The organism is Shewanella sp. KX20019 (genome assembly GCF_016757755.1).
Taxonomy (GTDB): Bacteria; Pseudomonadota; Gammaproteobacteria; order Enterobacterales; family Shewanellaceae; genus Shewanella.
Genome location: NZ_CP068437.1, coordinates 2034992 through 2061267 on the forward strand (window position 1 = coordinate 2034992; position 26276 = coordinate 2061267).

At 43.2% G+C, this 26276-nt stretch carries 18 protein-coding genes; 12 read left to right on the top strand and 6 right to left on the bottom strand.

The window, feature by feature from the left end; genetic code table 11:
- Nucleotides 1–65 precede the first annotated feature (65 nt).
- The 6 genes from htpG (at nucleotide 66) to JK628_RS09015 (ending at nucleotide 7138) form a co-directional block, all read left to right on the top strand.
- On the top strand, nucleotides 66–1982 hold the full coding sequence (gene htpG / locus JK628_RS08990) for a molecular chaperone HtpG (protein ID WP_202289146.1): 1917 nt from the start codon (nucleotides 66–68) through the stop codon (nucleotides 1980–1982).
- Nucleotides 1983–2054: 72 nt separating this feature from the next.
- Nucleotides 2055–2900: a co-chaperone YbbN gene (locus JK628_RS08995; protein ID WP_202289147.1), complete on the top strand. Its 846-nt coding sequence runs from the start codon at nucleotides 2055–2057 to the stop codon at nucleotides 2898–2900.
- Nucleotides 2901–3087: 187 nt separating this feature from the next.
- Nucleotides 3088–3732: an adenylate kinase gene (gene adk / locus JK628_RS09000; protein WP_202289148.1), complete on the top strand. Its 645-nt coding sequence runs from the start codon at nucleotides 3088–3090 to the stop codon at nucleotides 3730–3732.
- A gap of 129 nt (nucleotides 3733–3861) precedes the next feature.
- On the top strand, nucleotides 3862–4857 hold the full coding sequence (hemH, locus tag JK628_RS09005) for a ferrochelatase (protein WP_202289149.1): 996 nt from the start codon (nucleotides 3862–3864) through the stop codon (nucleotides 4855–4857).
- A gap of 248 nt (nucleotides 4858–5105) precedes the next feature.
- Nucleotides 5106–6410: an inosine/guanosine kinase gene (locus tag JK628_RS09010; protein WP_202289150.1), complete on the top strand. Its 1305-nt coding sequence runs from the start codon at nucleotides 5106–5108 to the stop codon at nucleotides 6408–6410.
- Nucleotides 6411–6589: 179 nt separating this feature from the next.
- Nucleotides 6590–7138 (top strand): sugar O-acetyltransferase, encoded by a 549-nt coding sequence (locus tag JK628_RS09015; protein ID WP_202289151.1) that lies wholly within the window; start codon nucleotides 6590–6592, stop codon nucleotides 7136–7138.
- A 115-nt stretch (nucleotides 7139–7253) separates the two neighbouring features.
- Here JK628_RS09015 and JK628_RS09020 read toward each other — a convergent pair whose 3' ends face one another.
- Nucleotides 7254–8570: a dicarboxylate/amino acid:cation symporter gene (locus JK628_RS09020; protein WP_202289152.1), complete on the bottom strand. Its 1317-nt coding sequence runs from the start codon at nucleotides 8568–8570 to the stop codon at nucleotides 7254–7256.
- A 218-nt stretch (nucleotides 8571–8788) separates the two neighbouring features.
- Here JK628_RS09020 and JK628_RS09025 point away from each other — a divergent pair, with 218 nt between their 5' ends.
- Nucleotides 8789–11206 (top strand): hypothetical protein, encoded by a 2418-nt coding sequence (locus tag JK628_RS09025; protein ID WP_202289153.1) that lies wholly within the window; start codon nucleotides 8789–8791, stop codon nucleotides 11204–11206.
- 101 nt (nucleotides 11207–11307) lie between these two features.
- Here the strand turns inward: JK628_RS09025 and astB are convergent, their stop codons facing one another.
- A complete protein-coding gene (astB, locus tag JK628_RS09030) occupies nucleotides 11308–12645 on the bottom strand; it encodes an N-succinylarginine dihydrolase (RefSeq protein WP_202289154.1) in 1338 nt (445 codons plus the stop codon).
- A gap of 333 nt (nucleotides 12646–12978) precedes the next feature.
- On the opposite strand from astB, the gene topA reads away from it, so the two are divergent.
- Nucleotides 12979–15684 carry a type I DNA topoisomerase gene (gene topA, locus JK628_RS09035; RefSeq protein WP_202289155.1) on the top strand — a complete coding sequence of 902 codons (2706 nt, stop codon included), beginning with the start codon at nucleotides 12979–12981 and terminating at the stop codon, nucleotides 15682–15684.
- 110 nt (nucleotides 15685–15794) lie between these two features.
- Here topA and JK628_RS09040 read toward each other — a convergent pair whose 3' ends face one another.
- Nucleotides 15795–16571, bottom strand: a complete 777-nt coding sequence (locus tag JK628_RS09040) for a hypothetical protein (protein ID WP_202289156.1) — start codon at nucleotides 16569–16571, stop codon at nucleotides 15795–15797.
- A gap of 226 nt (nucleotides 16572–16797) precedes the next feature.
- Here JK628_RS09040 and cysB point away from each other — a divergent pair, with 226 nt between their 5' ends.
- Nucleotides 16798–17772, top strand: a complete 975-nt coding sequence (cysB, locus tag JK628_RS09045; RefSeq protein ID WP_202289157.1) for an HTH-type transcriptional regulator CysB — start codon at nucleotides 16798–16800, stop codon at nucleotides 17770–17772.
- Between the two features lie 70 nt (nucleotides 17773–17842).
- On the opposite strand, the gene JK628_RS09050 is transcribed toward cysB, so the two are convergent.
- The gene (locus tag JK628_RS09050; RefSeq protein ID WP_202289158.1) at nucleotides 17843–19219 is read right to left on the bottom strand and encodes an L-serine ammonia-lyase; all 1377 of its coding nucleotides are present in this window, start codon (nucleotides 19217–19219) and stop codon (nucleotides 17843–17845) included.
- 379 nt (nucleotides 19220–19598) lie between these two features.
- Between JK628_RS09050 and nagZ the strand changes: the two genes are divergently transcribed.
- From nagZ to JK628_RS09065, 3 genes are all read left to right on the top strand, one after another.
- A complete protein-coding gene (gene nagZ, locus JK628_RS09055) occupies nucleotides 19599–20612 on the top strand; it encodes a beta-N-acetylhexosaminidase (protein ID WP_202289159.1) in 1014 nt (337 codons plus the stop codon).
- Between the two features lie 122 nt (nucleotides 20613–20734).
- Nucleotides 20735–21274 carry an alpha/beta hydrolase YcfP gene (gene ycfP / locus JK628_RS09060; RefSeq protein ID WP_202289160.1) on the top strand — a complete coding sequence of 180 codons (540 nt, stop codon included), beginning with the start codon at nucleotides 20735–20737 and terminating at the stop codon, nucleotides 21272–21274.
- 200 nt (nucleotides 21275–21474) lie between these two features.
- Nucleotides 21475–21750, top strand: coding sequence for an acylphosphatase (locus JK628_RS09065; RefSeq protein WP_202289161.1), 276 nt, complete (start codon nucleotides 21475–21477; stop codon nucleotides 21748–21750).
- A gap of 15 nt (nucleotides 21751–21765) precedes the next feature.
- Here JK628_RS09065 and JK628_RS09070 read toward each other — a convergent pair whose 3' ends face one another.
- Nucleotides 21766–22773 (bottom strand): peptidoglycan binding protein CsiV, encoded by a 1008-nt coding sequence (locus JK628_RS09070; protein WP_202289162.1) that lies wholly within the window; start codon nucleotides 22771–22773, stop codon nucleotides 21766–21768.
- Nucleotides 22774–22775: 2 nt separating this feature from the next.
- On the bottom strand, nucleotides 22776–26249 hold the full coding sequence (gene mfd, locus JK628_RS09075) for a transcription-repair coupling factor (RefSeq protein ID WP_202289163.1): 3474 nt from the start codon (nucleotides 26247–26249) through the stop codon (nucleotides 22776–22778).
- Between the last annotated feature and the right edge of the window lie 27 nt (nucleotides 26250–26276).

Consider the following 26276-nt stretch of genomic DNA (forward strand, 5'->3'; position numbering starts at 1 on the left):
GCGATTTTATAACCCCATTTCTAGTAACAAGCAGTACTTATATCAAATTTTAAAGGGAACATTTCATGTCACAACAAGAGACTCATGGCTTTCAAACTGAAGTCAAACAACTACTACATTTGATGATCCACTCTTTATATTCAAATAAAGAAATTTTCTTGCGCGAACTAGTCTCTAATGCCGCAGATGCCGCAGATAAGTTGCGCTACGAAGCCTTAACCAATAACGACCTTTACGAAGGTGAAGGCGATCTACGTGTTCGCATCAGTGCTGATAAAGAAAAAGGCACGATTACCATTGAAGACAATGGTATTGGTATGACTCGTGATGGCGTAATTGAACATTTAGGTACGATTGCTAAATCAGGCACGGCTGACTTCTTTAAAAATCTATCTGGTGATGATTCAAAAGACTCGCAGTTGATTGGTCAGTTTGGTGTTGGTTTCTACTCTGCATTTATTGTGGCTGACAAAGTGACTGTGCGTACTCGTGCTGCGGGCCATAGCAGTGATGAAGGTGTGCTTTGGGAATCAGCCGGTGAAGGTGACTTCACCGTTGACACTATTACTAAGCAATCTCGTGGTACTGAAATTACCCTGCATTTGAAAGATGATGAAAAAGAGTTTGTTGATGATTATCGTCTGCGCTCTATCGTGACTAAATACTCAGATCATATCTCTGTTGCCGTTGAGATGTTTGAAGAGGGCACGCCAGCAGTTGAAGCGACTGAAGACAGCGAAGCTGTTACTGCAACTGAAGGCAGCTGGAAGCCAATGAACAAGGCAACAGCGCTTTGGACACGTAACAAGAGTGACGTGACTAAAGAGGAGTACCAAGAGTTCTATAAGCATATTTCTCACGATTACACTGATCCGCTAGTGTGGAGCCACAACCGTGTTGAAGGTAAGCAGGAATACACTAGCTTACTTTATATCCCGGCTAAAGCGCCATTTGACATGTGGAACCGTGATCGTAAGCACGGCTTAAAACTGTTTGTACAACGCGTATTTGTGATGGATGACGCTGAGCAGTTTATGCCTAGCTACCTGCGTTTTGTGCAAGGTTTGATTGACTCAAACGATCTGCCACTAAACGTATCCCGTGAAATCCTACAAGACAATAAAGTGACCACATCACTACGAACCGCGGTGACTAAGCGCGTTTTGGGCATGCTTGAAAAGCTTGCTAAAAATGATGCTGAAAAATATCAATCGTTCTGGGCTGAATTTGGCCAAATCTTGAAAGAGGGTCCTGCTGAAGATTTTGCTAACAAAGAACGTATTGCAGGTCTGTTACGTTTTGCTTCAACCCATACCGGCGAAGCAACACCAAATGTATCTCTTGCTGAGTACGTTGAGCGCATGCAGGAAGGTCAAACTAAGATCTACTACATCGTAGCCGATAGCCATGAAGCAGCTGCCAATAGCCCGCATCTAGAATTGCTGCGTAAAAAAGGCATTGAAGTATTATTAATGTCTGAGCGTATCGATGAGTGGTTGATAAACCATCTTACTGAGTTTGATGGCAAGCAGATGCACTCTGTTACTCGCGGCGACCTAGAGTTAGGTGAATTAGAAGATGCTGGTGAGAAAGAGGCACAGGAAAAGCTTGAAACAGAATCTGAAGGCCTAGTTAAGCGTGTTAAAGACAGCTTAGGTGACAAAGTGTCTGCAGTTAAAGTGACCACGCGTTTAACTGATACACCAGCGTGCGTTGTTGCGGGTGAAGGCGAAATGTCTAGCCAAATGATTAAGCTGATGCAAGCTGCGGGTCAAGCTGTTCCTGAGTCAAAGCCAACATTTGAGCTAAACCCAGAGCATCCTCTTGTTGCCCGTCTTAACGACGAGCAAGACGAAGAGGCATTCGCGCAGTGGTCAGATCTTTTACTGCAGCAGGCATTATTGTCTGAAAAAGGCAGCTTAGCAGACCCATCAGCGTTCATTAAATTGATGAACCAGATGTTGTTAGCCAACGCTAAGTAATAAAGAACTATAATGAAAGAGGCAGTTAATCTGCCTCTTTTTTTTGGGTATTTTAAAGGTTAAAGGAAAGTGATGGAAAATATTCTAGAACTGACTAAAGACAACATTCAGCAAGTCGTCGATGCTTCAATGGAGCAGGTGATTGTATTAGCGTTTTGGGCCAGTAAAAGTCCTGAAAGCTTAACGCTAATGCAAACACTTGAGAGTCTTTCTCAGCAGCAAAACGGTCGATTTGTGTTAGCCAAAGTAAATTGCGAAGCTGAAATGGAGATAGCCAACTATTTCCAGATCCAAAATTTGCCAACCACCTTAGTTTTGCATGAAGGTAAACCTATTGATGGTTTTGCTGGCGTGCAAGATGCGGCGCAGATCACTGAAATGCTCGATAAGCATTTGCCGGCGGCTTGGCAGTTAAAACTTAACCAAGCCAGGGTGTTTTTATCTGAGCAAAATGCCATTGGTGCGTTGCCGTTGCTGAAAGAGGCTTATGCTGAACAGCCCATTGCTGAAATTGCGCTTGCTTTAGCGGATGTGTATCTGTCGCTAGGTGCTTTAGAAGATGCGCAAACACTACTCGCTAGTGTGGGGCTTGCAGATCAAGATGGCTATTATCAGACTTTAAAGGCCAAGTTTGCGCTCGCACTCGATGCGGCTGATACGCCTGAGATCAGAAAGTTGCAAACTGACTTTGAGCAATCACCAAATGACTTTGACGCTTTGCTGGCGCTTGCCAAAGCACTGCATCAGGCAAAACGTAATGACGAAGCACTGGCCTTGTTATTTACACCTTTGCAGAAAGATCTTACTGCGCAGGAGGGTAAAGTAAAAGTGTTATTCTTAGAGATCTTAACCGCTTTAGGCCAAGCAAATAGCTTAGCGAAACAGTATCGCCGTAAACTTTACACCTTACTTTATTGATAATGGCCATAATCTAGACTTATTTGCCATAAGTGAGGCTAAAGTCGAAGGGAAATCGCTTCAAAATGGCGGCTATTTATGCGAAAATCGCCGCCCTAAACATAATAATACCAATCGCGTGACCACACTTTAGACTTTGTCTGCGTTAGAGGTTGGTATAACAATGCGAAATAAGAGGAAGATTGAGATGCGCATTATGCTATTAGGTGCCCCAGGTGCCGGTAAAGGTACCCAAGCCCAATTCATCATGGAAAAGTACGGTATTCCTCAAATTTCAACAGGTGACATGCTGCGCGCTGCAGTTAAAGCGGGCACTCCACTTGGCTTAGAAGCAAAAAAAGTGATGGATGCAGGTCAACTGGTATCTGACGAGTTAATTATTGGTCTTGTGAAAGAGCGTGTTGCACAAGATGATTGCGCAGATGGATTCCTATTAGATGGTTTTCCACGCACAATTCCTCAAGCTGATGCGATGGCTGTTGGTGGCATTGCTATCGATCATGTCGTTGAAATTGACGTGCCTGACGAAGAGATCGTTAAGCGCATGGGCGGCCGTCGAGTTCACCCAGGTTCTGGCCGTGTTTATCATATCGTCTTTAACCAACCAAAGGTTGAAGGTAAAGATGATGTTACTGGCGAAGACTTAGCTATTCGTCCAGATGATGAAGAAACAACAGTGCGTAAACGTCTTGATATCTACCATGAGCAAACAAAGCCATTGGTTGAATATTACGGTGCGGTTGCAGCGAAAGGTGAAGCGACTTATAACAAGTTTGATGGCACTCAGTCTGTTGCTAAAGTTAGCGAAGAAATTGTTGCAGCACTTAGCTAAATTTACACAAAATGATAATGTGTTTATGAGCTAGTTCTCATATTTGAAAAAGCCCATGTAAGTGGGCTTTTTTTATGCTTTTTCCAATGTTAGCCTGACGTTGAATATCTTGGTTAAAAGAGAGAAAACGTGAGCGACACAACCTCCCCATTTGGTGTTTTGTTAGTTAATCTTGGCACGCCAGATTCTCCAACAGCGCCAGACGTTAAAAAATTCCTCAAGCAGTTCCTTAGTGATCCACGTGTGGTAGATATCTCTCCTTGGATCTGGAAGCCCATTCTTAATGGTATAATTTTAAATACTCGCCCAGCGAAAGTCGCCAAGCTCTATGAGTCTATTTGGTGGGAGCAAGGTTCGCCGTTAATGGTAATAAGCCAGCGGCAGCGCGAAAAACTAGCGCAATCTCTGCACAACAGTTTTGGCTTTAAAGTGCCGGTCGAGTTAGGCATGAGTTATGGTAATCCGTCACTAGAATCAGGTCTTGATAGCTTAAAGTCGCAAGGTGTTAAAAAGATTTTCGTACTGCCTCTTTACGCGCAATATTCTTGCTCTACTGTTGCGCCAGTGTTCGACGCGATTAGCGATCTACATAGAACTAAACGCGATTTTCCAGAGCTTAGGATCAACAAAGACTATTTTGCTCATCCAGCCTATATTGCCGCACTTGCTGAATCCGTTAAGCAACACTGGCAGAGTAAGGGGCAGGGTGATGTATTACTGATGTCGTTTCATGGCGTGCCCGTTCGTTATGTCACCGAAGGCGATCCTTATCAAATGCAGTGCCAAAAAACAGCGGAACTGGTGGCTGATTCGCTAGGATTAACGGCTGAGCAGTGGCGGATCTGTTTTCAATCTCAGTTTGGAAAAGAGCAATGGTTAACGCCGGCAACTGACAAACTGTTGGAAACTCTCCCAGCTGAAGGGGTGAAATCTGTCGATATCATGTGTCCGGCTTTTTCTTCTGATTGCTTGGAAACGCTGGAAGAGATCTCTGAAGAGGGCAAAGCGTCGTTTATAGCGGCAGGCGGTGAGCGCTATGAGTTTATTGCTTGTTTAAATGACTCAAATCCGCATATCAGCTTGCTAACGCAAATTGTTGAGCAACAATCCTTAGGTTGGTACTAAATTTAGCCGTTTAGCAGTGATTTCAGCTAGCGAATGAGGCTGGATATGGTAGAATTCTCCACTTTTTTGTATCCGCCTAACGTTAACGCATTTTGTTTAATCGTTTTACGACAGTTAGCTGCGTTAACTCCACAGGCTGCTAGAATTGAAAGCCACAAGTCGTTTGTTTATGCCAAGCGTAATGACTTGTGATCCCTTAGCCGTTTTAATTATCTTTTGCATGGATGCCGAATGAAAGAGAGCTCAATATGAAGTTTCCAGGTCAGCGTAAGTCTAAACATTATTTTCCGGTCAAAAATCGCGATCCGTTATTAGCACAGTTGATCCAACAGCCTCAGCCTATCTCTACTTATGTGTCAGGTATAGACCAAACATTGGTAGATATTGAAGCGAAGGTGGAAGATGAGTTACTCAGTCGTTATGACTTACCTAAGGGTAATTCGACCTTGATAGATGATGACAAGGCACATGCCTTGTACACTGAATTGAAAGAGCGAGAGCTGGTTAGTGATGAGTTTGCTGGTGGCACCATAGGTAACACGGTACACAATTACTCCATTCTTGCTGATGACCGCTCTGTGTTATTTGGCGTTATGAGTCAAAATATCGAAATTGGCAGCTACGCTTATCGATACCTCTGCAACACTTCATCAAAGGTTGATTTAAACCAGTTGCAGCCTGTTGCAGGTCCAATTGGCCGCTGTTTCACATTGATCTCTGAGTGCGGCGAAAGAACGTTTGCGATTAGTAAAGGCTCAATGGATAAACTGACACCTGAATATATTGATAAAGATATTGTACAGGGCGGTTCGGCACTCATTTTGACAGCTTACCTTATGCGTGCCAGTGGTGAAGATAAAATTACCGATGCGGCAATGAAGGCCATAGAATACGCAAAAGCGGCTGAAGTTCCTGTGGTATTAACCTTGGGCACTCGCTTCCTAATTGAAGAGGATCCACAGTGGTGGCAGCGCTTTATTAAAGAGCATGTGACCATTTTGGCCATGAATGAGGATGAAGGTGAGGCACTCACTGGATTTAAAGACCCCCTACAAGCCAGTGAAGCAGCGTTAGAATGGTGTGACATGGTGTTGACTACAGCAGGACCGTTAGGGCTTTATACTGCCGGATATACTGAAGACTCTGAAAAGCGTGAGACCAGTCATACGTTGCTCCCTGGTGCTATCCCTGAGTTTAACCGCTATGAGTTCTCTCGCCCTAAGCTGAAAGCCGACTGTGAGTCCCCGCTTAAAGTGTATGCACACATCTCTCCGTATATGGGTGGCCCAGAAAAAATCCGTAATACGAACGGCGCCGGCGATGGTGCATTAGCCGCATTACTGCATGATCTAGCATCTAATCGATTCCACAAGACCAATGTGCCGGGATCAAGTAAGCATAATCGTGATGGTCTGTGTTACTCATCATTCTCGCAGATCTGTAAATATGCTAATCGCGTTGCTTATGAAGTCTTAGCGCAACACAGCCCTCGATTATCTCGTGGTTTACCTGAACGTGAAGATAGCCTAGAAGAGTCATACTGGGAAAGATAATCTATTTAACTTACTCAGAGCTTTAAAGAGAATCATAAATGGTTCAGCTCCCTGTCTCGGTGCGATTTTAAATTCTGAGAGAAATGACTCGGTTTGTATTAAACGAACGACAATATAATAGGCCACAGTTTAGTCCCTCTAAACTGTGGTTTTTTTACTTTTACATATATGAGCATCAGATGACAGAATATGAAAAAATGCTTAACGGTGACGTTTTTGAGGGTGCAGACCTCGAGATTTCAGCCGTGCGTGATAGGGCTTTCACTCTAACAAAGAAAATTAATCACAGTCATAGCTTTACTGATGCGCAGGACTTAATTAAGCAACTGTTTAATAACGTCGGAACAGGAACTTTGGTGAGTGTGCCGTTTAACTGTGAATTTGGAAAGCAGATAAGCATTGGTGAAGGAAGCTTTCTCAACATGGGTGTTTTGATGTTAGATGGCGCTAAGATCACCATTGGCAACAATGTCATGATCGGCCCTAACAGTCAGTTTTATACCGCATCACACTCGACTAATCATTTGAGTCGCCGCCGTTGGGAAACATTTTGTCTGCCGATAGTCATAGAAGACGATGTTTGGATTGGCGGTAATGTAGTGATTAATCAAGGAGTAACGATTGGTGCTCGTTCCATTGTTGCGGCAGGTGCCGTGGTCAATAAAGATGTTCCAGCTGATTGTATGGTCGGTGGTATACCAGCTCGGTTGTTGAAGAAGCTTAAGTAGTCAAATCGATGAATCGAATACTCGCTTAGGTTTGATATCAAAGGTAAGAAAAGGGTGAACGGAGTCAGCAATAAAAAAGGCGCCATCGAGGCGCCTTTTTCATGCTAAATCAATATTACTTTTCTTCAGCATGAACCTGTGCGTTAAAACCAGGTGCCACTTTACCCGCTTGAGTGTCGTTGAAAATCTCTTCATTAAACTCATTTTCAGATTTAGCAATGACCACGGTTGCTACCGTATCACCTGTTACGTTAACAGCAGTACGTACCATATCAAGTAGTCTATCTACACCGATAATCAATGCGATACCTTCGACAGGAAGACCGACTTGGTTTAGCACCATAGCTAACATAATAAGGCCAACACCTGGTACACCAGCGGTACCAATTGATGCCAGCGTTGCGGTGACCACAACCATTGCGTAATCCGTGATGGTTAAATCGATACCGAAAACCTGTGCAATAAATACCGTTGCTACACCTTGCATGATCGCGGTGCCATCCATGTTGATGGTCGCACCTAAAGGCAGTGTGAATGAAGCAATTTTATTATCGACACCCATTCGGTGTTCAGCAGTTTCAATCGTTACTGGCAATGTTGCGTTTGAACTCGCTGTGCTGAATGCGAACAACTGCACATCACGAATTTTGCGGATGAAGGTAAATGGACTTAGGCCCGAGAATACTTTCAACAGCGTTGGATAAACAATGAACGCATGGATGAGCAGTACACCCAGTACCACAAAGAAATACTGCACCACACTGCCGAAAGTTTCCATTCCGAGTGTTAATGCCAGTTTTGCCATTAATGCAAATACACCGTAAGGCGCCAGTTGCATGATTAGCGTAACAACACGCATGATCACTTCGTTAAGGTCTGTAAACAACGCTGCAACGCGTTTACCGCGCTCGCCGATATGGGAGATAGCAAAACCAAAGATAACCGCAAATATGATGATTTGAAGCATATTACCTTCGCTCATCGCTTGCAGTGGGTTAGTGGGGACGATATTAATGATTACATCAGCCAAACTTGGCGCCTGTTTAGCATCAAAATGCATGCTCTCAGTCACTAAGGTTGCGTGGCCAGGATGAACCGCAATAGCAATTAGAATTGCCATCGAAAGTGCGATAGCGGTAGTGAATAGATAAAACGCGATGGTTTTGCCACCGAGTCGTCCCAACTTAGACGGTTCGCTTAACGAACATGTACCACAAACTAGCGATACAAATACCAAGGGTACAACTAACATTTTTAAACTTGAAATAAAGATAGTACCGATGACATTTAAGAAGCCTTCGGTGATGTAATCTTTGATGAATTCACTTTCAGGGAAAAGATTACGAAGAAGTAACCCGAGAATGATACCTGAGAACATGCCGAGTAAAATCTTACTCGTCAACCCAAGCTTTTTTGATTTTGTAGCAGACATAGTGCTTCCTGTATAATTTTTATGCTTTTCAATTTGCGCATTAAAGCCTAGCAAGAAAGAGCCACAGTTGAAATGGTGTTAAAGTTAAAGTTTTTAATGAAATTTAGAAATTTACCACCTTTCGTGGTAGATAAGTTGCCAGTAAATTGTGTAGTGTTGAACTCTAGGTAATCAGATAATTACCAGATATTATAATCAGAGTAACAGGGAGTCTGACAATGAAGTCAGCTTATAGTGTTTTTATTGCGTTAATATGGTCGTTTTTTCTCGTTGGTTGTGGAGGCGGGGGAAGTATTTCCACTGATCCTGGTGATGGGGGGACGCCGAGCCCTGTCACAATATCCATTCAGTTAAGTACTACAAATACACAAATCTCAGTTGCAGAAAACGCTGAGATAACAGCCAAGGTGATTGACTCGAATGGTGCTGCCGTTAGTACATTAGTTTCGTTTACTTTAAATAATGATACTTATGGCACTTTTGAGCCAGGTACTGGAGAAGTATCAACAGGCGCTGATGGTATAGCTACAATCAAATTAAATACAGCTTCAATACCTACGGGTGCTGAAGTAACTGCAACAATATCTTCTGGTGAAAAAGCAACTATTAATGTGACTATGGTTGGTGATGGTGGTGAGACGAGTGAAGGTGCATTAGTTGTATTAACCTTGACAGATACTGATGGAAACATTACCGATACTATTTCAACGACAAAACCAGGGAAATTGGTTGCAACCGTTACGGGAACAGTTAAGCCAGTTATCGTGACATTTACCGCCGTTAAAGGAGAAATTCCTGTTGATGCCGCTGTAACAGTGAATGGTGTCGCCACTGTAGACATATTTGCAGGTTCGGATTTGGGCGCAGGCAAAGCAGAAGCGTCACTTGAAACTGGTGAAAAAGGAGATGCCATTGTTGTCGTTGGTGCTACTAATGTCTTTATGGGGAGTGGTGACCCATTTGTCACTGGTGTCGCATTAATCTCTTCGCCACAAATTTCAGCGGGTGGCACAGCTACTATAAGTGTAAAACTTCAAGACGGTGATAATAATCTTTTTACACAGCCAGTTGAGGTCCATTTTACCTCGACATGTGCTTCATTCTCAACACCACAAGCAATCTTAAGTACTCCAGTTACTGCGGTTAATGGAGAGGCTTCTAGTACCTATTTAGCCCAGGGGTGCAGCGGTGATGACCAGATAAATGTAACCGCAAATGCTGGTGGACTTAATTTATCCGCAAGTACCAATATTAATATCTTACCTGCAAGCTATGGGAGTATTGTTTTCGAATCAGCGACGCCGACGAAAATTGGTATTGTTGGAACTGGTCTTCCTGAGTCATCAACCGTTGTGTTTAAAGTACTCGATACTAATGCGCTACCAGTGAGCAATCAGAGAGTTGATTTTGCGATAAATACTGATGTTGGTGGAATTACGTTTGATCCGGATTTTGCAACAACAAATGATAAAGGACTAGTGCAAACAGTTGTACGTTCAGGAACGGTAGCAACGACAATTAGGGTAACCGGTACCATTAGTGGTTCAGACCCTATTGTTGCAAGTCAGTCGAATGAGTTGGTTGTAACGACAGGTATTCCAGACCAAGATAGCTTTTCATTGTCCGCCTCAACCACAAACCCTGAGGGCTGGACCAGTGAAGGTACTATTGTAAATATTACTGCTAAGTTATCTGATGCGTTTAATAATAGAGTGCCAGATGGTACCTCTGTGACGTTTAGGACTGAAGGTGGAGACATAGTTGACTCATGTGTGACGAACGACGGAGGTTGTACCGTTGAGTGGCAAAGTAAAGACCCACGTCCTTATGGGAAAGCAGTCCAACCACTAGCAATCGATGGACAAGGGCGTCAATACTGGGATGTTCGAGAAAATTATTATCTTGGCCAACCAATAGGAGGAAGAGCTACAGTCACGGCTTTCGCTATTGGTGAGGAATCCTTTGCAGATACCAATGGTAACGGGCGTTTTGATTTAACTGAGTTAGCTGCTTTTTTAGGTAAAAACACAGCTGGTGAAGATTTTGACTTAAATGAACCATTTGAAGACTTCAATGAGGATGGATTATTTAACCCATCCGAAGGGGCAGCTGCTGGCGGCGGGAATTTAGAAGAGTTAATTGATTTTGATTCTGATGGTGAGTTTGACACTAAGGATTCTTTATACAATGGTTTTCTATGTGCAGAACCTACTCATGCTGGGTGTGCTTCTTTTACCAATCAAAGCACGAGTACTTATATCAGAGAAAACCTTGTTTTAGTAATGTCCGGTAGTACAGCTATAGCCTCACAACCTATCGTAGTGGATAGCGCTACGGATACAGGTGTTCACGTATTAGATTTAGCCCCCAAGTCAGTTGGTTATGTTTCTCTTTGTATTTCAGATATGCATAATCAACAAATGCCATCAGGTAGTGAAATATCTTCGGTAACTTCAGTTGGTAGTATCGCCACAACCAATCCTATTATATGGCCAAATACAAACTTTAATGGTGCACGATGTGAAACTATTGCAGTTAAAGCGCCGACTGAACCAGAAGGAGGTACTTTGACTATTAGTGTGACAACACCTAGTGGAGTAATTTCAACAGTGGCGGTGATTGATATATCTATGTAATAGATATTGTTATGTTTCACAAGAACTTAGGCTTGTAAAAAATAAAAACCACCTTTAATAAGGTGGTTTTTATTTTTATATCACTTTTAAACGACAAATACTTATCTTTGGAACTGATACACACTACCCAACTTCATGATCTGAGTGAGTTCATCAAGTGCGGTACGTGATTCCATCACTAGCTGTGGGTCGGCTAAGTCTGAAACCGATAAACGATCGCGGTAATGCTTATCAACCCATAGGTTTAAGCGTGCAAACAATGCATCATTCATCATGGTATTCTGGTTTACAGCAGCCACTTCATCTTGATTCATCGCTACACGCAACCGCAAACAAGCGGGCCCTCCGCCATTTTGCATGCTTTGTTTTACATCGAAATAGTGGACTTGCTTTATCGGTGTTCCCAAAGTAACTAGCTCGCTTAAATAAGCGTGCACGGCTGGATTTTCCTGACAGTTTGTTGGCGCGATAATCGCCATCTCACCTGAAGGTAATGTCACCACTTGTGTGTTAAACAGGTAGCTTTTAACGGCATCTTGAATCGCGACTTTTGCCGTTGGTACTTCTACAAAATGTAATGGCGTTTCACCAAACTTTTGTTTTATCTCTGCAAATTTAGCTTGTGTATTTAAAAATGCTTGCTCATGATAAAAAAGAACGTTCTGGTTACCAACAGCGATAACATCGTTATGGAACACGCCTTGATCAATCACATCTGGGTTTTGCTGCATGTATACCGTGCCGTCATCATCGAGTTGATGCAGGCGAGCGATGGCTTGCGAGGCTTCTAGAGTTTGGCGTGCAGGAAACTTTTTAGGTTTTGGCGCCGAAGGATTAGTCGCTTCTTGACCATAAACAAACAGTTCAATACCTGCATGGCCATATTCATTACACAGGCGAGTATGGTTGGCTGCACCTTCATCACCAAAGCTTGTGTGTTCAGGCAAATGTTGATGGTGTTTGAAATAACGGCTATCGTTAAATGTGGCTTGAAGAATATTGCCTGTGGTTACAGGTTCAATACTGCGATGAAGTTTGTCGACTAAGTTGGCTGGCGTGAAATGCAGTTTACCGTCATGGGTATCGGCACTTGGTGATACGGTCGCCGCGTTTGCCGTCCACATGCTCGAGGCACTGCAGCATGCACGTAACAACGCTGGTGCGTCTTTTGCTGCTTTATTTAAGACTTCAGAGTCTGAGCCTGTAAAACCGATTCTACGCAGTGTGTGGAGGTCTGGACGCTCCTGAGGCGCAAACATGCCTTGTACTAAACCTAGGTCTGCAAGTGCTTTGGCTTTCTTGATCCCTTGTTTGGCAGCATCTTTAGGGCTAGATGTCGCGGCAGCGTTGTTTAAAGAGGCAACGTTTCCGAATGATAAGCCCGCGTAATTATGTGTTGGGCCGACAAGTCCGTCGAAATTGGCTTCAAAATGCTTCATTCTTTATCCTTTAGGGTAGCTCAGGTGCAATTTCCATTCCTGAGTTATAATTATTGAGCTCAGTATACTTAAGCTCAAAGGCTAAACAAGGTGGCTATATTTTTAAAAAATGGTGAATATGCATCAAAATTCACATCTAATAGTTGCTTGATGACTAATAATGAAATATTAGTTTTTAAATAAGCACTAATTTTTTTCACATTTATTTCAAAAACGCTTAAAAATGGTACTCCAGTGCAAATAAAAGAGGGATTAGCTTGAAAGTCTTTACACAACCCTCTATATATGGAGCAAATTTTCAGAGTTTTGAAACTTGTTGGCGCAAATTAATTTATGGGTAAATCGCTAGTAATCGTCGAATCACCGGCCAAAGCCAAGACTATTAATAAATATCTAGGCAAAGATTTCATCGTTAAGTCGAGTGTGGGTCACATCCGTGATCTACCAACATCGTCGAGTCCTGACGCTAATGTGGTCAGTAAGACACCAGCTGAAGTCAAGAAGATGTCTCCAGAGGAGAAGGCTGAGTATAAAAGTTTAAAGGCGAAGCAAGCGTTAGTTGCACGCATGGGAGTCGATCCCGAAAAAGGTTGGAAAGCTAAATATCAAACGCTTCCCGGCAAAGAGAAAGTTGTAAAAGAGTTACAAACACTGGCTGAGTCAGCTGACCACATCTATCTCGCAACCGATTTGGATAGAGAGGGTGAGGCGATTGCTTGGCATCTCCAGCAAGTCATTGGTGGAGATCAGTCCCGCTACCAGCGCGTCGTTTTTAATGAGATTACTAAATCGGCGATTCAAGACGCATTTAGTCAGCCATCGGTGCTAGATACTAACATGGTCAATGCGCAACAAGCGCGTCGATTCTTAGACCGTGTTGTGGGCTTTATGGCATCACCGTTACTTTGGAAAAAAGTGGCGCGCGGACTGTCTGCTGGACGAGTTCAATCAGTTGCTGTGCGTTTAGTTGTTGAACGTGAAAGTGAAATTAAAGCGTTTGTACCTGAAGAGTTTTGGGATGTCCACGCTGAGTTAAATACTTTAGCTGACGAGCTGTTAAAAATGCAGGTCGTTAAATATCAGAATAAAGCATTTAACCCTGTTAATCAGACAGAAGCAGACACTGCCGTAAGTGCATTGTCGCAGTCTAGCTTCGTTGTTGCAGCGCGTGAAGACCGTGCAACGCAAAGTAAGCCATCGGCACCTTATATCACCTCAACGTTACAACAAGCAGCAAGTACACGTTTAGGTTATGGCGTTAAAAAGACAATGATGATGGCGCAGCGCTTATATGAAGCGGGCCACATTACTTATATGCGTACCGATTCAACCAACTTAAGCCAAGAAGCACTGGATAATGTGCGAGAAATGATTGGCAAAGAGTTTGGTGATAAGTATCTACCAGAAGCTCCACTTCGTTACGGCAGCAAAGAGGGGGCACAAGAGGCTCACGAAGCGATTCGTCCGTCGAATGTGAAAGTCACAGCGGCATCTCTAACAGATATGGAGCGTGATGCTCAGCGTTTATATGAGTTGATCTGGCGTCAATTTGTATCCTGTCAGATGACACCAGCAAAGTATGACGCGACGCGTCTTACCGTCAAAGCAGGTGAATATGAGCTAAAAGCCACTGGACGTACGTTACGTTTTGATGGTTGGACCCGAGTTCAAACGGCTGTTAAGAAAAAGAACGAAGAAGACAATACACTGCCTGTTGTCGCTAAAGGCGACAAGGTTAAGCTCAAAGAGCTACTGCCTAAACAGCACTTTACTAAACCTGCTGCACGTTACAGTGAAGCGTCATTAGTAAAAGAGCTTGAAAAGCGCGGTATTGGTCGTCCATCTACATACGCGACGATTATTTCGACCATTCAAGATAGAGGCTACGTAAAGGTTGATAACCGTCGTTTCTATGCTGAGAAAATGGGTGAAATCGTCAGTGACAGACTTGTCGGCAGTTTCCAAGATTTAATGAGCTATGATTTCACCGCAAGCATGGAGCAGACATTAGATGATGTTGCTCAAGGCAAGCTGGAGTGGAAAAAAGTACTCGACGGTTTCTATAAGGATTTCACCAAACAGTTAGAGCACGCTGAATTACCACCTGAAGAGGGCGGTATGCGTCCTAATGAGATGGTAATGACGGATATTAAGTGTCCTACCTGTGGTCGTCCAATGGGTATCCGTACCGGTACAACCGGTGTATTCCTAGGTTGTTCAGGCTATGCATTACCTCCAAAAGAGCGTTGTAAGACGACCTTAAACTTAACGCCTGGCGAAGAAGCGATAAGTGAAAGTGCTGAAGATGCAGAAACTGAAGCATTACGTGCAAAACATCGCTGCGGTATATGTGGCACTGCTATGGATAGCTATCTCATCGATGAAAAACGAAAACTGCACATCTGTGGCAATAACCCCACGTGTGAAGGTATTGAAATCGAAGAGGGGCAATTTAAGATTAAGGGTTATGAAGGGCCCATTATTGAGTGCGATCGTTGTCAAAACGATATGGAACTTAAGAATGGTCGTTTCGGTAAGTATTTTGGTTGCACTAATTCTGAATGTAAGAATACGCGTAAGCTGCTAAAAAGCGGCGAAGCTGCGCCACCAAAGGAAGACCCTATTCACCTGCCAGATCTTAAATGCACTAAGTCTGATGCTTATTTTGTATTGCGAGATGGCGCTGCAGGGATCTTCCTTGCCGCCAGTACCTTCCCTAAGTCCCGTGAGACACGTGGCCCATTAGTTGAAGAGCTGGTTAAGTACAGAGAGCTGTTATGGCCTAAGTACGCTTTCCTTGCCGATGCACCGATTGCTGATGATGATGGTAATCTAGCGTCAGTGCGCTTTAGCCGAAAGACAAAGGAGCAATACGTTGCAACCGATGTAGATGGTAAAGCGACAGGCTGGAATGCTAAGTTTATTGACGGAAAGTGGGTTGCTGAAGCCAAGGCAAAGGCAAAACCTAAAGCGAAAGCTAAGCCTAAAGCCAAGCCAAAGGCTAAAGCAAAACCGAAAGCAGAACCGAAAGGTAAGTAAGTTGTTTGGTTTGAAAGCTTAATAAAAAGCCCCGACTATATCGGGGCTTTTTAATGTTTGTTTTTAATGTGATTGGTTGTCAAATCATAGAGCGTTAGTGTGCTAATCGCTTACCACTTGCGTTTTGGTTGGAACAGCACGTCAATATCATCCTCTTCAGCTCTTGGCTTTACAGCTTGAGGTTGGGCCAGTTTTTGTGCGCCCATTATTTCGTCTAACATTGTCTTAGCTTCGTCGACTTTCTTTGCTATGAAAGGATCATTTGGCGTTTGTGCTTTAATGGTATGCAACGTTGCTAAAGCTTTAGTGACCATCTGTTTTGCTGAGCCGTATTGCTTCATAAAACAAGCTGCTCTGCCTCTTGCGAGCATAGAGTCAACGTTAATTCTAAGCTGTAGACTGTCTATTCTTAACTCTTCTTGACTGAAGACGGCAGGTTCGACTCGTCCTTTATTGTGTTCAGATCTCAGTATGGCTTTCATCTTTTTAAGAGTCTGGACTAACGTGAGCACCTGTCTATCGTTATCAGGTAGTCTAAACTGTTCAATGGCGGGTGCAGATTTAGGTGAACTGTTGAGTACTTCTATTTGGCTACGCAGATCATATAGTCGGCGTTCATAATCATTTTTTTGTACAGGTGATAATGAAGCGGCGATATTAAGGGCTTCCTCTATTCTTTTATATAGCACGAGTACTATATTGCTGGAGCAGGGAATAAGCCCCGTGTTAGAAAGCACAGCTTCTGTTTCATCAATGATCGCCCTCTGTCGAGCAAGCTCTGTGCGCCTTTCAGCTTCCACACGCGCTTTTTGTTGTTGAATGATGCTAGTGCCAATAATAAGAAGAAGCAAAACACCGATCAAAACAAAGACTGAAACGATAATCATAGGGGGTCCAAATATTTTACAGTGCTTTTAATGCTACTATAAATCAACATTCTAGGATAGTAATCTTCATCATGGTTTGGCTATTATCAGTTCGCACGGATTAACAATTATGGTATATTCCATTTGATTTAATTATTTCGTTATACTATAACGAATAAATATACTTAAATGTGTTATTGCTTATCTAATAATGGATCTGTAAGCCTACCAAAGAGAAGGACTAAAGATGAAGTTGCAGCAACTTAGATATATTGCAGAGGTGGTTAACCATAACCTCAATGTTTCTGCTACGGCAGAAAACCTCTATACTTCTCAACCTGGTATTAGTAAGCAAGTCCGTATGCTTGAAGACGAACTTGGTATTCAAATATTTGGTCGTAGCGGTAAGCACTTAACCCATGTGACTCCAGCTGGTCTTCAGGTTATTAGCATTGCGAATGATATTTTAGGCAAAGTAGAAAGTATTAAGAAAGTTGCCGAAGAATATACTAAACCTGATCAAGGTGAGCTAAATATTGCGACTACTGATACACAAGCTCGCTACGCTTTACCGCATATTATTCAGGGCTTTATTGACCGTTACCCAAAAGTTAATCTGCATATGCATCAAGGCACACCGTCACAGATCAGTGAGTTAGCAGCCCGTGGCGACGCAGATTTTGCAATTGCAACAGAAGCGATGCATCTTTATAGCGATCTTATTATGTTGCCGTGTTATCACTGGAATCGCTCAATAGTGGTCACCCGCGATCATCCGTTAGCCTCTAGAAGTCATATCAGTATCGAAGATCTCGGTCGCTTCCCCTTAGTCACTTATGTATTTGGTTTTGATCGCGCATCTGAGATTGAGAAATCATTTAACCGTGCAGGTCTTGAGCCACGTGTCGTCTTCAGTGCAACCAGTGCCGATGTGCTAAAAACGTACGTCAGGTTAGGGTTAGGTGTTGGTGTTATTGCTTCAATGGCAATCGATGAGCATATGGATAAAGATTTAGTTGCGATCGATGCAAGTCATCTATTTGCTCACAGTACCACCAAGATTGGTTTCAGAAAGGGTAACTTCTTAAGAACTTACATGTACGATTTCATCGAACATTTTGCGCCTCATTTAACTCGCACTGTTGTTGAAAAAGCGGTTGCGCTGAGAGATCCACAGCAGATTGAAGCGATGTTCGCAGATATGCAACTGCCCGTTAGGTAGTGATAGGAAATGATTGATAGCCAAAAAAAACCTCGCAATGCGAGGTTTTTTTGTTGAAAGATAATGGGGGTTAGCACTCAACGATATTAACAGCCAAACCACCTTTAGCAGTTTCTTTATACTTGCTACGCATATCTTTGCCCGTATCCATCATGGTCTTAATCACTTTGTCTAAAGACACCTTGTGGTTACCGTCACCGCGCATTGCCATTCGTGAGGCGTTAATTGCTTTTACGGCGCCCATGGCATTACGTTCAATGCAGGGGACCTGCACCAAGCCGCCAACGGGATCACAGGTTAAGCCTAAGTTATGCTCCATACCGATTTCAGCTGCATTCTCAACATGCTCTACTGTACCGCCCATTATCTCAGTTAGTGCGGCAGCAGCCATTGAGCAGGCCACACCGACTTCACCTTGACAGCCTACTTCTGCACCGGAGATGGATGCATTCTTTTTGTAAAGAATACCAATCGCAGCAGCAGTAAGTAGGTAACGACAACACACGTCCATATCCACTTCTTGTACGAACATATCGTAATAACTGAGTACTGCAGGAATGATCCCCGCGGCGCCGTTGGTTGGTGCAGTAACAACGCGATCGCCTGCCGCATTTTGCTCATTGACTGAAAGTGCAAACAGGTCTACCCAGTCCATCGCAGTAAATGGATCGACCACACTTTTCCCTTCCGCCTTTAATCTGCGGTAAAGCGATGGTGCGCGGCGTCTTAGCTTTAATCCACCGGGGAGAATACCCTCTTTTTGATAACCCCGTTCCACACAGGTTTTCATAGTTTGCCAAATTTGCCACAGTTGCTCTTGTATGGCGTCAGAGTCTGCAATACTGAGCTCATTAGCCATCATTAATGATGAAATACTAAAGCCGTGTTCAGTACAGAGTTCAAGTAGTTGTTGTGCTGAGTCAAAATCATACGGGGCAGATTTTATAGGTGCAGCTGGAGAGGCATCTTGGGCTGTGATCTCATCTTCATCCAAAATAAAACCACCACCTACGGAGTAATAGGTCCGTTCATAGATGCATTTACCATTAGCGTAAGCATAAAGGGTCATGGCATTGGCATGGGCGGGTAGGCTCTTACGTCTATGATAGGTAACACCGTTTGCACGAGAAAACTTCACTTCTCGGCCATCACTGAGCAATAACTTTTCATTATTGCTGACGTTTTCTAAAATGGCATCAATCTTATCGGTATCAACGGTATCTGGTGCTTCTCCCATCAAACCGAGTATCACGGCTTTACCTGTACCATGTCCTTTACCAGTTTGGCCCAGTGAGCCAAATAGTTCTGACCGTAACTCATCAGTAGATTCAAATAGACCTTGTTCTGAGAGCTCATTTATAAAAATGTTGCCCGCTTTCATCGGGCCTACCGTGTGTGAACTTGATGGGCCAATGCCTATCTTAAACATGTCGAATACGCTAATCATGCTAAACCTTTATTGTTCTAGTTATACCCAATATTACTAAGATCGTCTACGCGTGGTTAATTGAGCATATAGTTGTATATGTCGATTAATCAGCGTAAAAAACTTAAGCTTAATGTTAATCTTAGTTGCTTGAATTAATTGGCGTAAAAAGTATCCCATACTTTAGCTTTATTTATAGCATTAGTTTTTTTACATCTAATGCCAAAGCATTAGATAAACTAATTTTAGTGTAAGATGTATAATTTCATTAAGTATGTTTTGAATAGATTTTATAGTCTATATATAACAAAGCTTTAACTTGCCTCTATTAGGTGAACGATGTTTTACTTAGCCTTTTTTCGCATGTTTTTTTAGTCATAAATTATTTTTTAGAGGTGATATGAGTTATTTGATGCTAGACGTTGATTCGACTGTTTTAAGTGATGATGAGGCAAAGCAGCTAGCCCACCCAATGATTGGTGGTCTAATCTTGTTTAGCCGTAACTACGCTGATCGCAATCAACTTATACAACTCATTCGGTCAATAAGGGCAGTTCGTGCCGATATTTTAATTGCGGTTGACCAAGAGGGCGGACGGGTACAGCGTTTTAGAGACGGTTTTACAATATTGCCTGCAATGGGCGATATATTACCAGCGGCTAAGGGCGATATCAGGCTGGCCTGCTCTTGGGCTACGGAGTTAGGCTTCCTTATGGCGATAGAGCTTCTAGCTATCGATGTCGACTTGAGTTTTGCACCGGTGCTCGATCTCAATGGTATTAGCCAAGTGATTGGCAAACGTAGTTTTAGTGATAATAAGGATGAAGTTGAATTACTTGCAAATGCATTTATTGCAGGGATGGAACATGCTGGAATGGCCAGCGTGGGTAAACATTTCCCAGGGCACGGCAGTGTAGAGGCTGATTCACATATCGCTAAGCCTGTCGACACAAGGCCAAAAGAGTCTATTTTTGCTAATGATATGCAGCCGTTTAAGGAGCTTATAGCGAAGGAACGACTGCAAGGGATCATGCCTGCACATGTTATTTATCCAAATGTAGATCCGCATCCAGCTGGATTCTCGACGTTTTGGCTGCAAGATGTTCTGCGTAAAGAGCTTGGATTTAATGGGGTAATCTTCTCTGATGACTTAGGGATGAAAGGTGCGGCTGTTGCTGGAGGTTATTGTGAGCGGGCGCAGGCTGCTATTGATGCAGGCTGCAACATGATTCTGGTCTGTAATGACAGTGTCGGTGCTACCGAGGTACTCCATGGCGTTAATTGGCCTAAGCAGGAGCAAAAAGTTAGTGCCAATTTGTTAAAACCTAAACTGGATGTTGTGGCTAATGCATTGCAAGATAATGGACGTTGGGAAAAAGCCAAAGCAATAGCAGCTGAAATTTTGAAAGATTGATTTAGCGCAATGAATTCTATAGCTTAGCTTGTTAGGTTAGCTATTATTAATATACCCACCCCACTGAACCCTGCATCTTCAGGTTGGATGGAGATATACTCGCATAGACAGAGGAGCCTTATATGATCCTGTATTTACATGGGTTTGATGCAACCAGTCCTGGTAACCACGACAAAATGCGTCAACTGCAATTTATTGACGAAGATGTACGTTTGGTTAGCTATAGTACCCAGCATCCCAAAAATGATATGCAGTATTTATTGAATGAAGTTAGTAAGCATATTATCGCATCAGAGGATGTATCACCGCTGATCATCGGTGTTGGTTTAGGCGCATTTTGGGCGGAACGAATTGGCTTTTTAAACAAGATTAAGTCGGTGTTAATTAATCCGAACCTCGCTCCGCAACATGATATGGTTAACAAAATAGACAGGCCAGAAGAGTATGCCGATATCATGAACAAATGCGTTACTGACTTTCGCTTACTTAATCGTGAAAAATCATTGTGTATCTTGGCCAGAAATGATGAAGTTAATGATAACGATGCTATCGCTAATCAATTAAAGGATTATTACAGTATCGTATGGGACGAAGAGCAGAGTCATAAGTTTACTTCTCTTGCTGCTCAGCTAAATTGCATTAAGGCATTTAAAATAAGTTAAGCCATTTATTGACAAGTGATAGTCGTCCACTAAAAATATTTGAAGTTAAGTGGATTTAAGTTTCAGGGTTACTTTGCTCAATAGTGAAGTTTAGGCTAAGTTGTTAAACATAGTCTAAGCCTTGCGCTTGGTAAAAATAGTGTTTGGAAGCAAGTACTATTCTCTCTACACAGGCTGATATTATGGAGTGGGTGTGAATTATGAAGCGTGTCATCATTAAGATCACTGGAAAAGTTCAAGGTGTCTCTTTTCGTCAAAATACTTTGTTTCAAGCGACTATGCTCGGTATCACCGGCTATGTAAGTAATATTGCTGATGGCTCAGTTCAAGTGCTGGCGCAAGGTAGCTACCCAGCTGTCGATAAGTTAATTGATTGGTGTCAGAAAGGCGCACCGATGGCCAACGTTGATAAGGTTTATGTAGAGGATGACGAGGCAGATGATATCTACCTCGACTTTTCTATTGTTCAGTTGTAGAGAGCAGTATTAGTGTTAAAGGCTGTTTACGTCATTGGCGCTACTGGTATTATCCAGCACATCAATCTCAGGTTGCGCGGTAGGTTGCTCCATTTTTCTGATTTGAATGATCATCCCCATCTTTGGATGATCAAAATAATGCACTTCGTCGCTTCTAACGCGTCTATTTTGTTTCATCGGAATCGAATACAAGAATGGGCTAGTTACTGACTCTAGCGCTGTTTCTTGACGCTCATTGCTAAAACTTGTTGTGTCATGATGAGTCAATGTGACCGTTTTCTCACCCTCTTCACGCAAATTAAACGCAGTTTCTATAAATAGATAATGCTCAAGGTAGATGTTAAGCGTGCCATCAAGCTTCCAGACTGGTTTCTTGCTGTCAGCTAAAAATCCACTGCTCATAAAATCAAACTGCGGCAGCTCTTCATTTAACTGACTAAGCTGCAAAGGCTGTCCATTTTGCTCATAGTCTTTGGAGTAATCTTGACCAGAATAGAGCTTAAGCGGAATCGCTTTGTTTCTTGGTAGCATGGATTGCTGCCATGTCATATGCAGTAGGCTTTTATTACCTTTCTCTCGTTTTAACGTCGCGATAATCTCTTTAAATTGACTCTGACTTTCAGCCAATAAAACTGCGCCATCACCCAAGTAAGCCGTAGCGGGGTCAGAGGCTGCAATTACCATCGGGATGTCTGCGAGCGATTTAACTTGATTGCTTGAGTTAAGCTGCTCATTGCAATTGAGACTATCAGTTGCCCAATCTACAGAGGTACAGCCATTAAGTCCCATATTGAGCGCAGTTAAATCAGTGCTTACTAACGGGGTGATAAAATCTACGGTTTTGCGTTGTCGCGACTTAACGGTATTATCTGGCCATTGTTCACTCGTAGGCGCGTTGTGCTCATATAGATAGATCTCGACTTCAAACCAACGCTCTTCTTGGGCTAAGGCTGTTGTCGACAGGCTTGAAATAACACCTGCTGTTAGGGCGAGTATTAACTTATTTGTTGATAGTCTAAACACGATTACTCTCCAATGCGATGTTGAGACAACTGTTCAATTAACAGTTTTATGAGCGCGAGCCTGTCTTTGGCTGATTCAGATGGCATGCTAAATTTTAGCTTATTGGGGCCATCCATTCGATAAATTTGCGGCTGGTTCTGTAACAATCCAATAATAAAGGTGGGGTCCACTTTATTATTGTCGCCAAATTCTATGCTACCACCTTTTGCGTGCATTTCGATCTTTCGAAGACCAAGCTGGGTTGCAAGGTGTTTATAGAGAGTTAACGCCATTAAGTTTTTAGTTGGATCGGGCAGCATACCGAAGCGGTCAATAAACTCCACTTTTAGCTCGTCAACCGCTTTTTCTGTTTTACAGTTAGCGATGCGTTTGTATAGCGAAAGTCGCATATTAACATCACTAACATAGTCTTCTGGCAGCAGGGCTGGGATCCGCAAATCAATTTCACTCTGTTGACGTAGCATCTGATCGAGTGATATCTCCTTACCATCTTTTAGTAATTTAACAGCCTCTTCAAGCATCTCCATATAAAGAGAAAAACCGATCTTGGAAATATGGCCACTTTGTTCGTCGCCAAGTAACTCACCCGCACCACGGATCTCTAAATCTTGAGTTGCCAACATAAAGCCTGCGCCGAGATCCTCTAAAGCACCAATCGCTTCTAATCGCTTACGTGCATCTTTTGTCATGCTTTTAGGGTGCGGAGTCATCAAGTAAGCATAGGCTTGGTGATGAGAGCGACCAACACGGCCTCGTAATTGATGCAGCTGCGCCAATCCAAACTTGTCAGCCCGTTCAATTACAATGGTGTTTGCTGAGGGCACATCAATACCGGTTTCAATAATGGTGGTACAGACTAATACATTAAAGCGTTGATGATAAAAATCGGACATGACTCGCTCAAGTTCACGCTCACGCATCTGTCCGTGGGCGGTAACAACCCGAGCTTCAGGCAGTAACTCGCTTATCTCAGCAGCTCTTTTCTCTATAGTTTCAACGTTATTATGTAAAAAATAGACTTGACCACCACGTAAAATTTCACGCAGAAGTGCTTCTCTAATTGTGGCTTCATCATATTCACGGATAAAGGTTTTTACCGCCAAACGCTTAGCAGGTGGTGTGGCGATAATCGACAGGTCACGCATTCCGGACATCGCCATATTCAAGGTACGTGGAATAGGGGTTGCGGTTAATGTAAGAATATCGACATTGGCACGCAGCGCCTTAATTTTCTCTTTTTGCCTAACCCCAAAACGGTGCTCTTCATCGATAACCAGTAAGCCTAAGTTTTCAAACTTTGCCTCTGACTGCAATAACTTATGAGTACCTATAACAATATCTACTTTGCCATTGATTAAGTCTTTCATCACTTGGGTTTGTTCTTTGGCTGTTTTGAAGCGTGACATAACTTCGATTTTGAACGGCCAGTCGGCAAAACGGTCTTGAAAATTCTCGAAATGTTGCTGTGCAAGTAGCGTCGTTGGCACCAAAATGGCCACTTGTTTACCGTCATTAACGGCTACAAATGCAGCACGCATGGCGACTTCTGTTTTACCAAAACCAACGTCGCCACAGACTAATCTGTCCATTGCCATGGGGGTACGCATATCTTCTAGGACTGCAGATATCGCCGTTTCTTGATCAACGGTTTCTTCAAACGGAAAGCTGCTGGCAAATTGTGCATACTCCTCTTGGTCAATATGACAAGCATCGCCTGGGCGTGCTTGTCTACGTGCATACACATCTAACAGCTCAGCGGCAACATCACGGATTTTCTCAATCGCTTTGCGTTTTGCCTTGGCCCAGCTTTCGTTGCCTAGTTTGTTAAGGTTTGCCTCTTCATCGGGGCCAACGCTGTAACGGCTGATGAGGTGTAAAGAGGACACTGGCACGTAGAGTTTGTCACCACCGGAATACTCTAGAATCAAATATTCTGCAACAAGGCCACCAGTATCAAGCGTTTCAAGACCTTGATAACGCGCGACACCATGTTCAAGATGGACTATCGGCTGGCCGACTTTAAGCTCTGCAAGGTTTTTAACCAATGCATCACTGCTGATCTGACGCTGTTTATCTCGGCGGCGGCGCTGTGAAATTCGCTGGCCAAACAGTTCCGTTTCGCAAATTAGGCTGAATTTACCGCCAGTCTTTTTCTCAATGACACACCCTTGAGACAGCGGCGAGACAATAAGTCCGAGTTTAGTTTTACTGGCTGCAAATTCGTTAAAGTGACTAAATAGCGTCGGCTTTAGCTTTATTTTACCGAGCAGTTCAACAAGTGCTTCGCGGCGACCTTCAGATTCGGCACTGAATAACAACCTGTCACCAAGGCCTGCATACTCTTCTAGCAGCGCGAGTGGCTGTTTCAGTTTATGATTTGCGGCCAGATCAGGCAGTTTCACCGCTTTTGCTTCGACTGCAGTGCCAGTATAGGGAGGCGTTTTTAATTGGAATCTTGGCAACACTTTAAAGGCGCTAAAGATCTGCTCCGTCAAAAGGTACAGCTCTTGCGGGCTCAATAAAGGTCGTAGTGGATCGACTCGTCTATCTTCATACCGAGTTTCAACTTCCTGTAGGTGAGCTTGGGTCGCAATCTCAATATCACCAACAGTGACTAATTGTGTTTTCTCAGGTAAATAATCAAACAGAGTGGCCGTGTCATCAAAAAATAGTGGCAGGTAATTTTCTATCCCTGCAGGCATGGTTTTTTTACTGACCATCTGATAAATAGAGCCAGGTTCTTTGACTAAAACCTCAAATCTGCGACGGTAACGCTGTCTAAAGCCTTCGATAGCGGCATCATCAGTGGGAAACTCTTTAGCTGGAAGCAGTCGAATCGAAGGGATCTCGTGGCTAGAGCGTTGAGTTTCTGGATCGAAATGTCGAATAGACTCCACTTCATCGTCAAATAACTCAATCCTAAATGGCTGATTTGATCCCATTGGGAAGATGTCGATGATTGAACCGCGGACTGCAAACTCACCGTGTTCGTATACTTGCTCAACACTATGGTAGCCAGTACTAATCAACTGTTCTCTAACATCATGCAGCTGATAGTTATCACCTTTCTCTAAAATAAGCACATTACCACTTAAGAAGGATCTAGGAGGCAGTTTGACCATTAGTGTCGTGATCGGCACGATAACGACGCTTTGCTGCGCTTGAGGGATCCTCGACAGCGTTTCAAGACGTTGTGAGACTAAATCTTGATGGGGAGAGAAGCTGTCGTAGGGAAGGGTCTCCCTGTCTGGAAATAGCCATATCGCTATCGATGTTTCACTAAGCAAATAACCGAGCTCAGACTCTAGCGCGATGGCACTAGGAGTATCAGCGGTCACAACAAGAGTGACACCTTGATGTTGCTTAGCAATATTTGCGATCGTAAGCGCTTGGGCAGCGCCACCAAGAGTACACAGCGTTTGTGCTAATTTAGCACTTTTGACTGCTGGTGGAGTCAATACAGAAAAAGCATTCATTAAGGGCGAGGAAACGAGTCCAATAAC

Coding starts and splice junctions, on each gene's coding strand:
- nagZ (WP_202289159.1), top strand. CDS start 19,599: ATGAGTTATTTGATGCTAGACGTTGATTCGACTGTTTTAAGTGATGAT.
- JK628_RS09040 (WP_202289156.1), bottom strand. CDS start 16,571: ATGATTATCGTTTCAGTCTTTGTTTTGATCGGTGTTTTGCTTCTTCTT.
- JK628_RS09065 (WP_202289161.1), top strand. CDS start 21,475: ATGAAGCGTGTCATCATTAAGATCACTGGAAAAGTTCAAGGTGTCTCT.
- cysB (WP_202289157.1), top strand. CDS start 16,798: ATGAAGTTGCAGCAACTTAGATATATTGCAGAGGTGGTTAACCATAAC.
- JK628_RS09015 (WP_202289151.1), top strand. CDS start 6,590: ATGACAGAATATGAAAAAATGCTTAACGGTGACGTTTTTGAGGGTGCA.
- JK628_RS08995 (WP_202289147.1), top strand. CDS start 2,055: ATGGAAAATATTCTAGAACTGACTAAAGACAACATTCAGCAAGTCGTC.
- adk (WP_202289148.1), top strand. CDS start 3,088: ATGCGCATTATGCTATTAGGTGCCCCAGGTGCCGGTAAAGGTACCCAA.
- mfd (WP_202289163.1), bottom strand. CDS start 26,249: ATGAATGCTTTTTCTGTATTGACTCCACCAGCAGTCAAAAGTGCTAAA.
- JK628_RS09050 (WP_202289158.1), bottom strand. CDS start 19,219: ATGATTAGCGTATTCGACATGTTTAAGATAGGCATTGGCCCATCAAGT.
- JK628_RS09010 (WP_202289150.1), top strand. CDS start 5,106: ATGAAGTTTCCAGGTCAGCGTAAGTCTAAACATTATTTTCCGGTCAAA.
- JK628_RS09020 (WP_202289152.1), bottom strand. CDS start 8,570: ATGTCTGCTACAAAATCAAAAAAGCTTGGGTTGACGAGTAAGATTTTA.
- topA (WP_202289155.1), top strand. CDS start 12,979: ATGGGTAAATCGCTAGTAATCGTCGAATCACCGGCCAAAGCCAAGACT.
- ycfP (WP_202289160.1), top strand. CDS start 20,735: ATGATCCTGTATTTACATGGGTTTGATGCAACCAGTCCTGGTAACCAC.
- JK628_RS09025 (WP_202289153.1), top strand. CDS start 8,789: ATGAAGTCAGCTTATAGTGTTTTTATTGCGTTAATATGGTCGTTTTTT.
- astB (WP_202289154.1), bottom strand. CDS start 12,645: ATGAAGCATTTTGAAGCCAATTTCGACGGACTTGTCGGCCCAACACAT.
- htpG (WP_202289146.1), top strand. CDS start 66: ATGTCACAACAAGAGACTCATGGCTTTCAAACTGAAGTCAAACAACTA.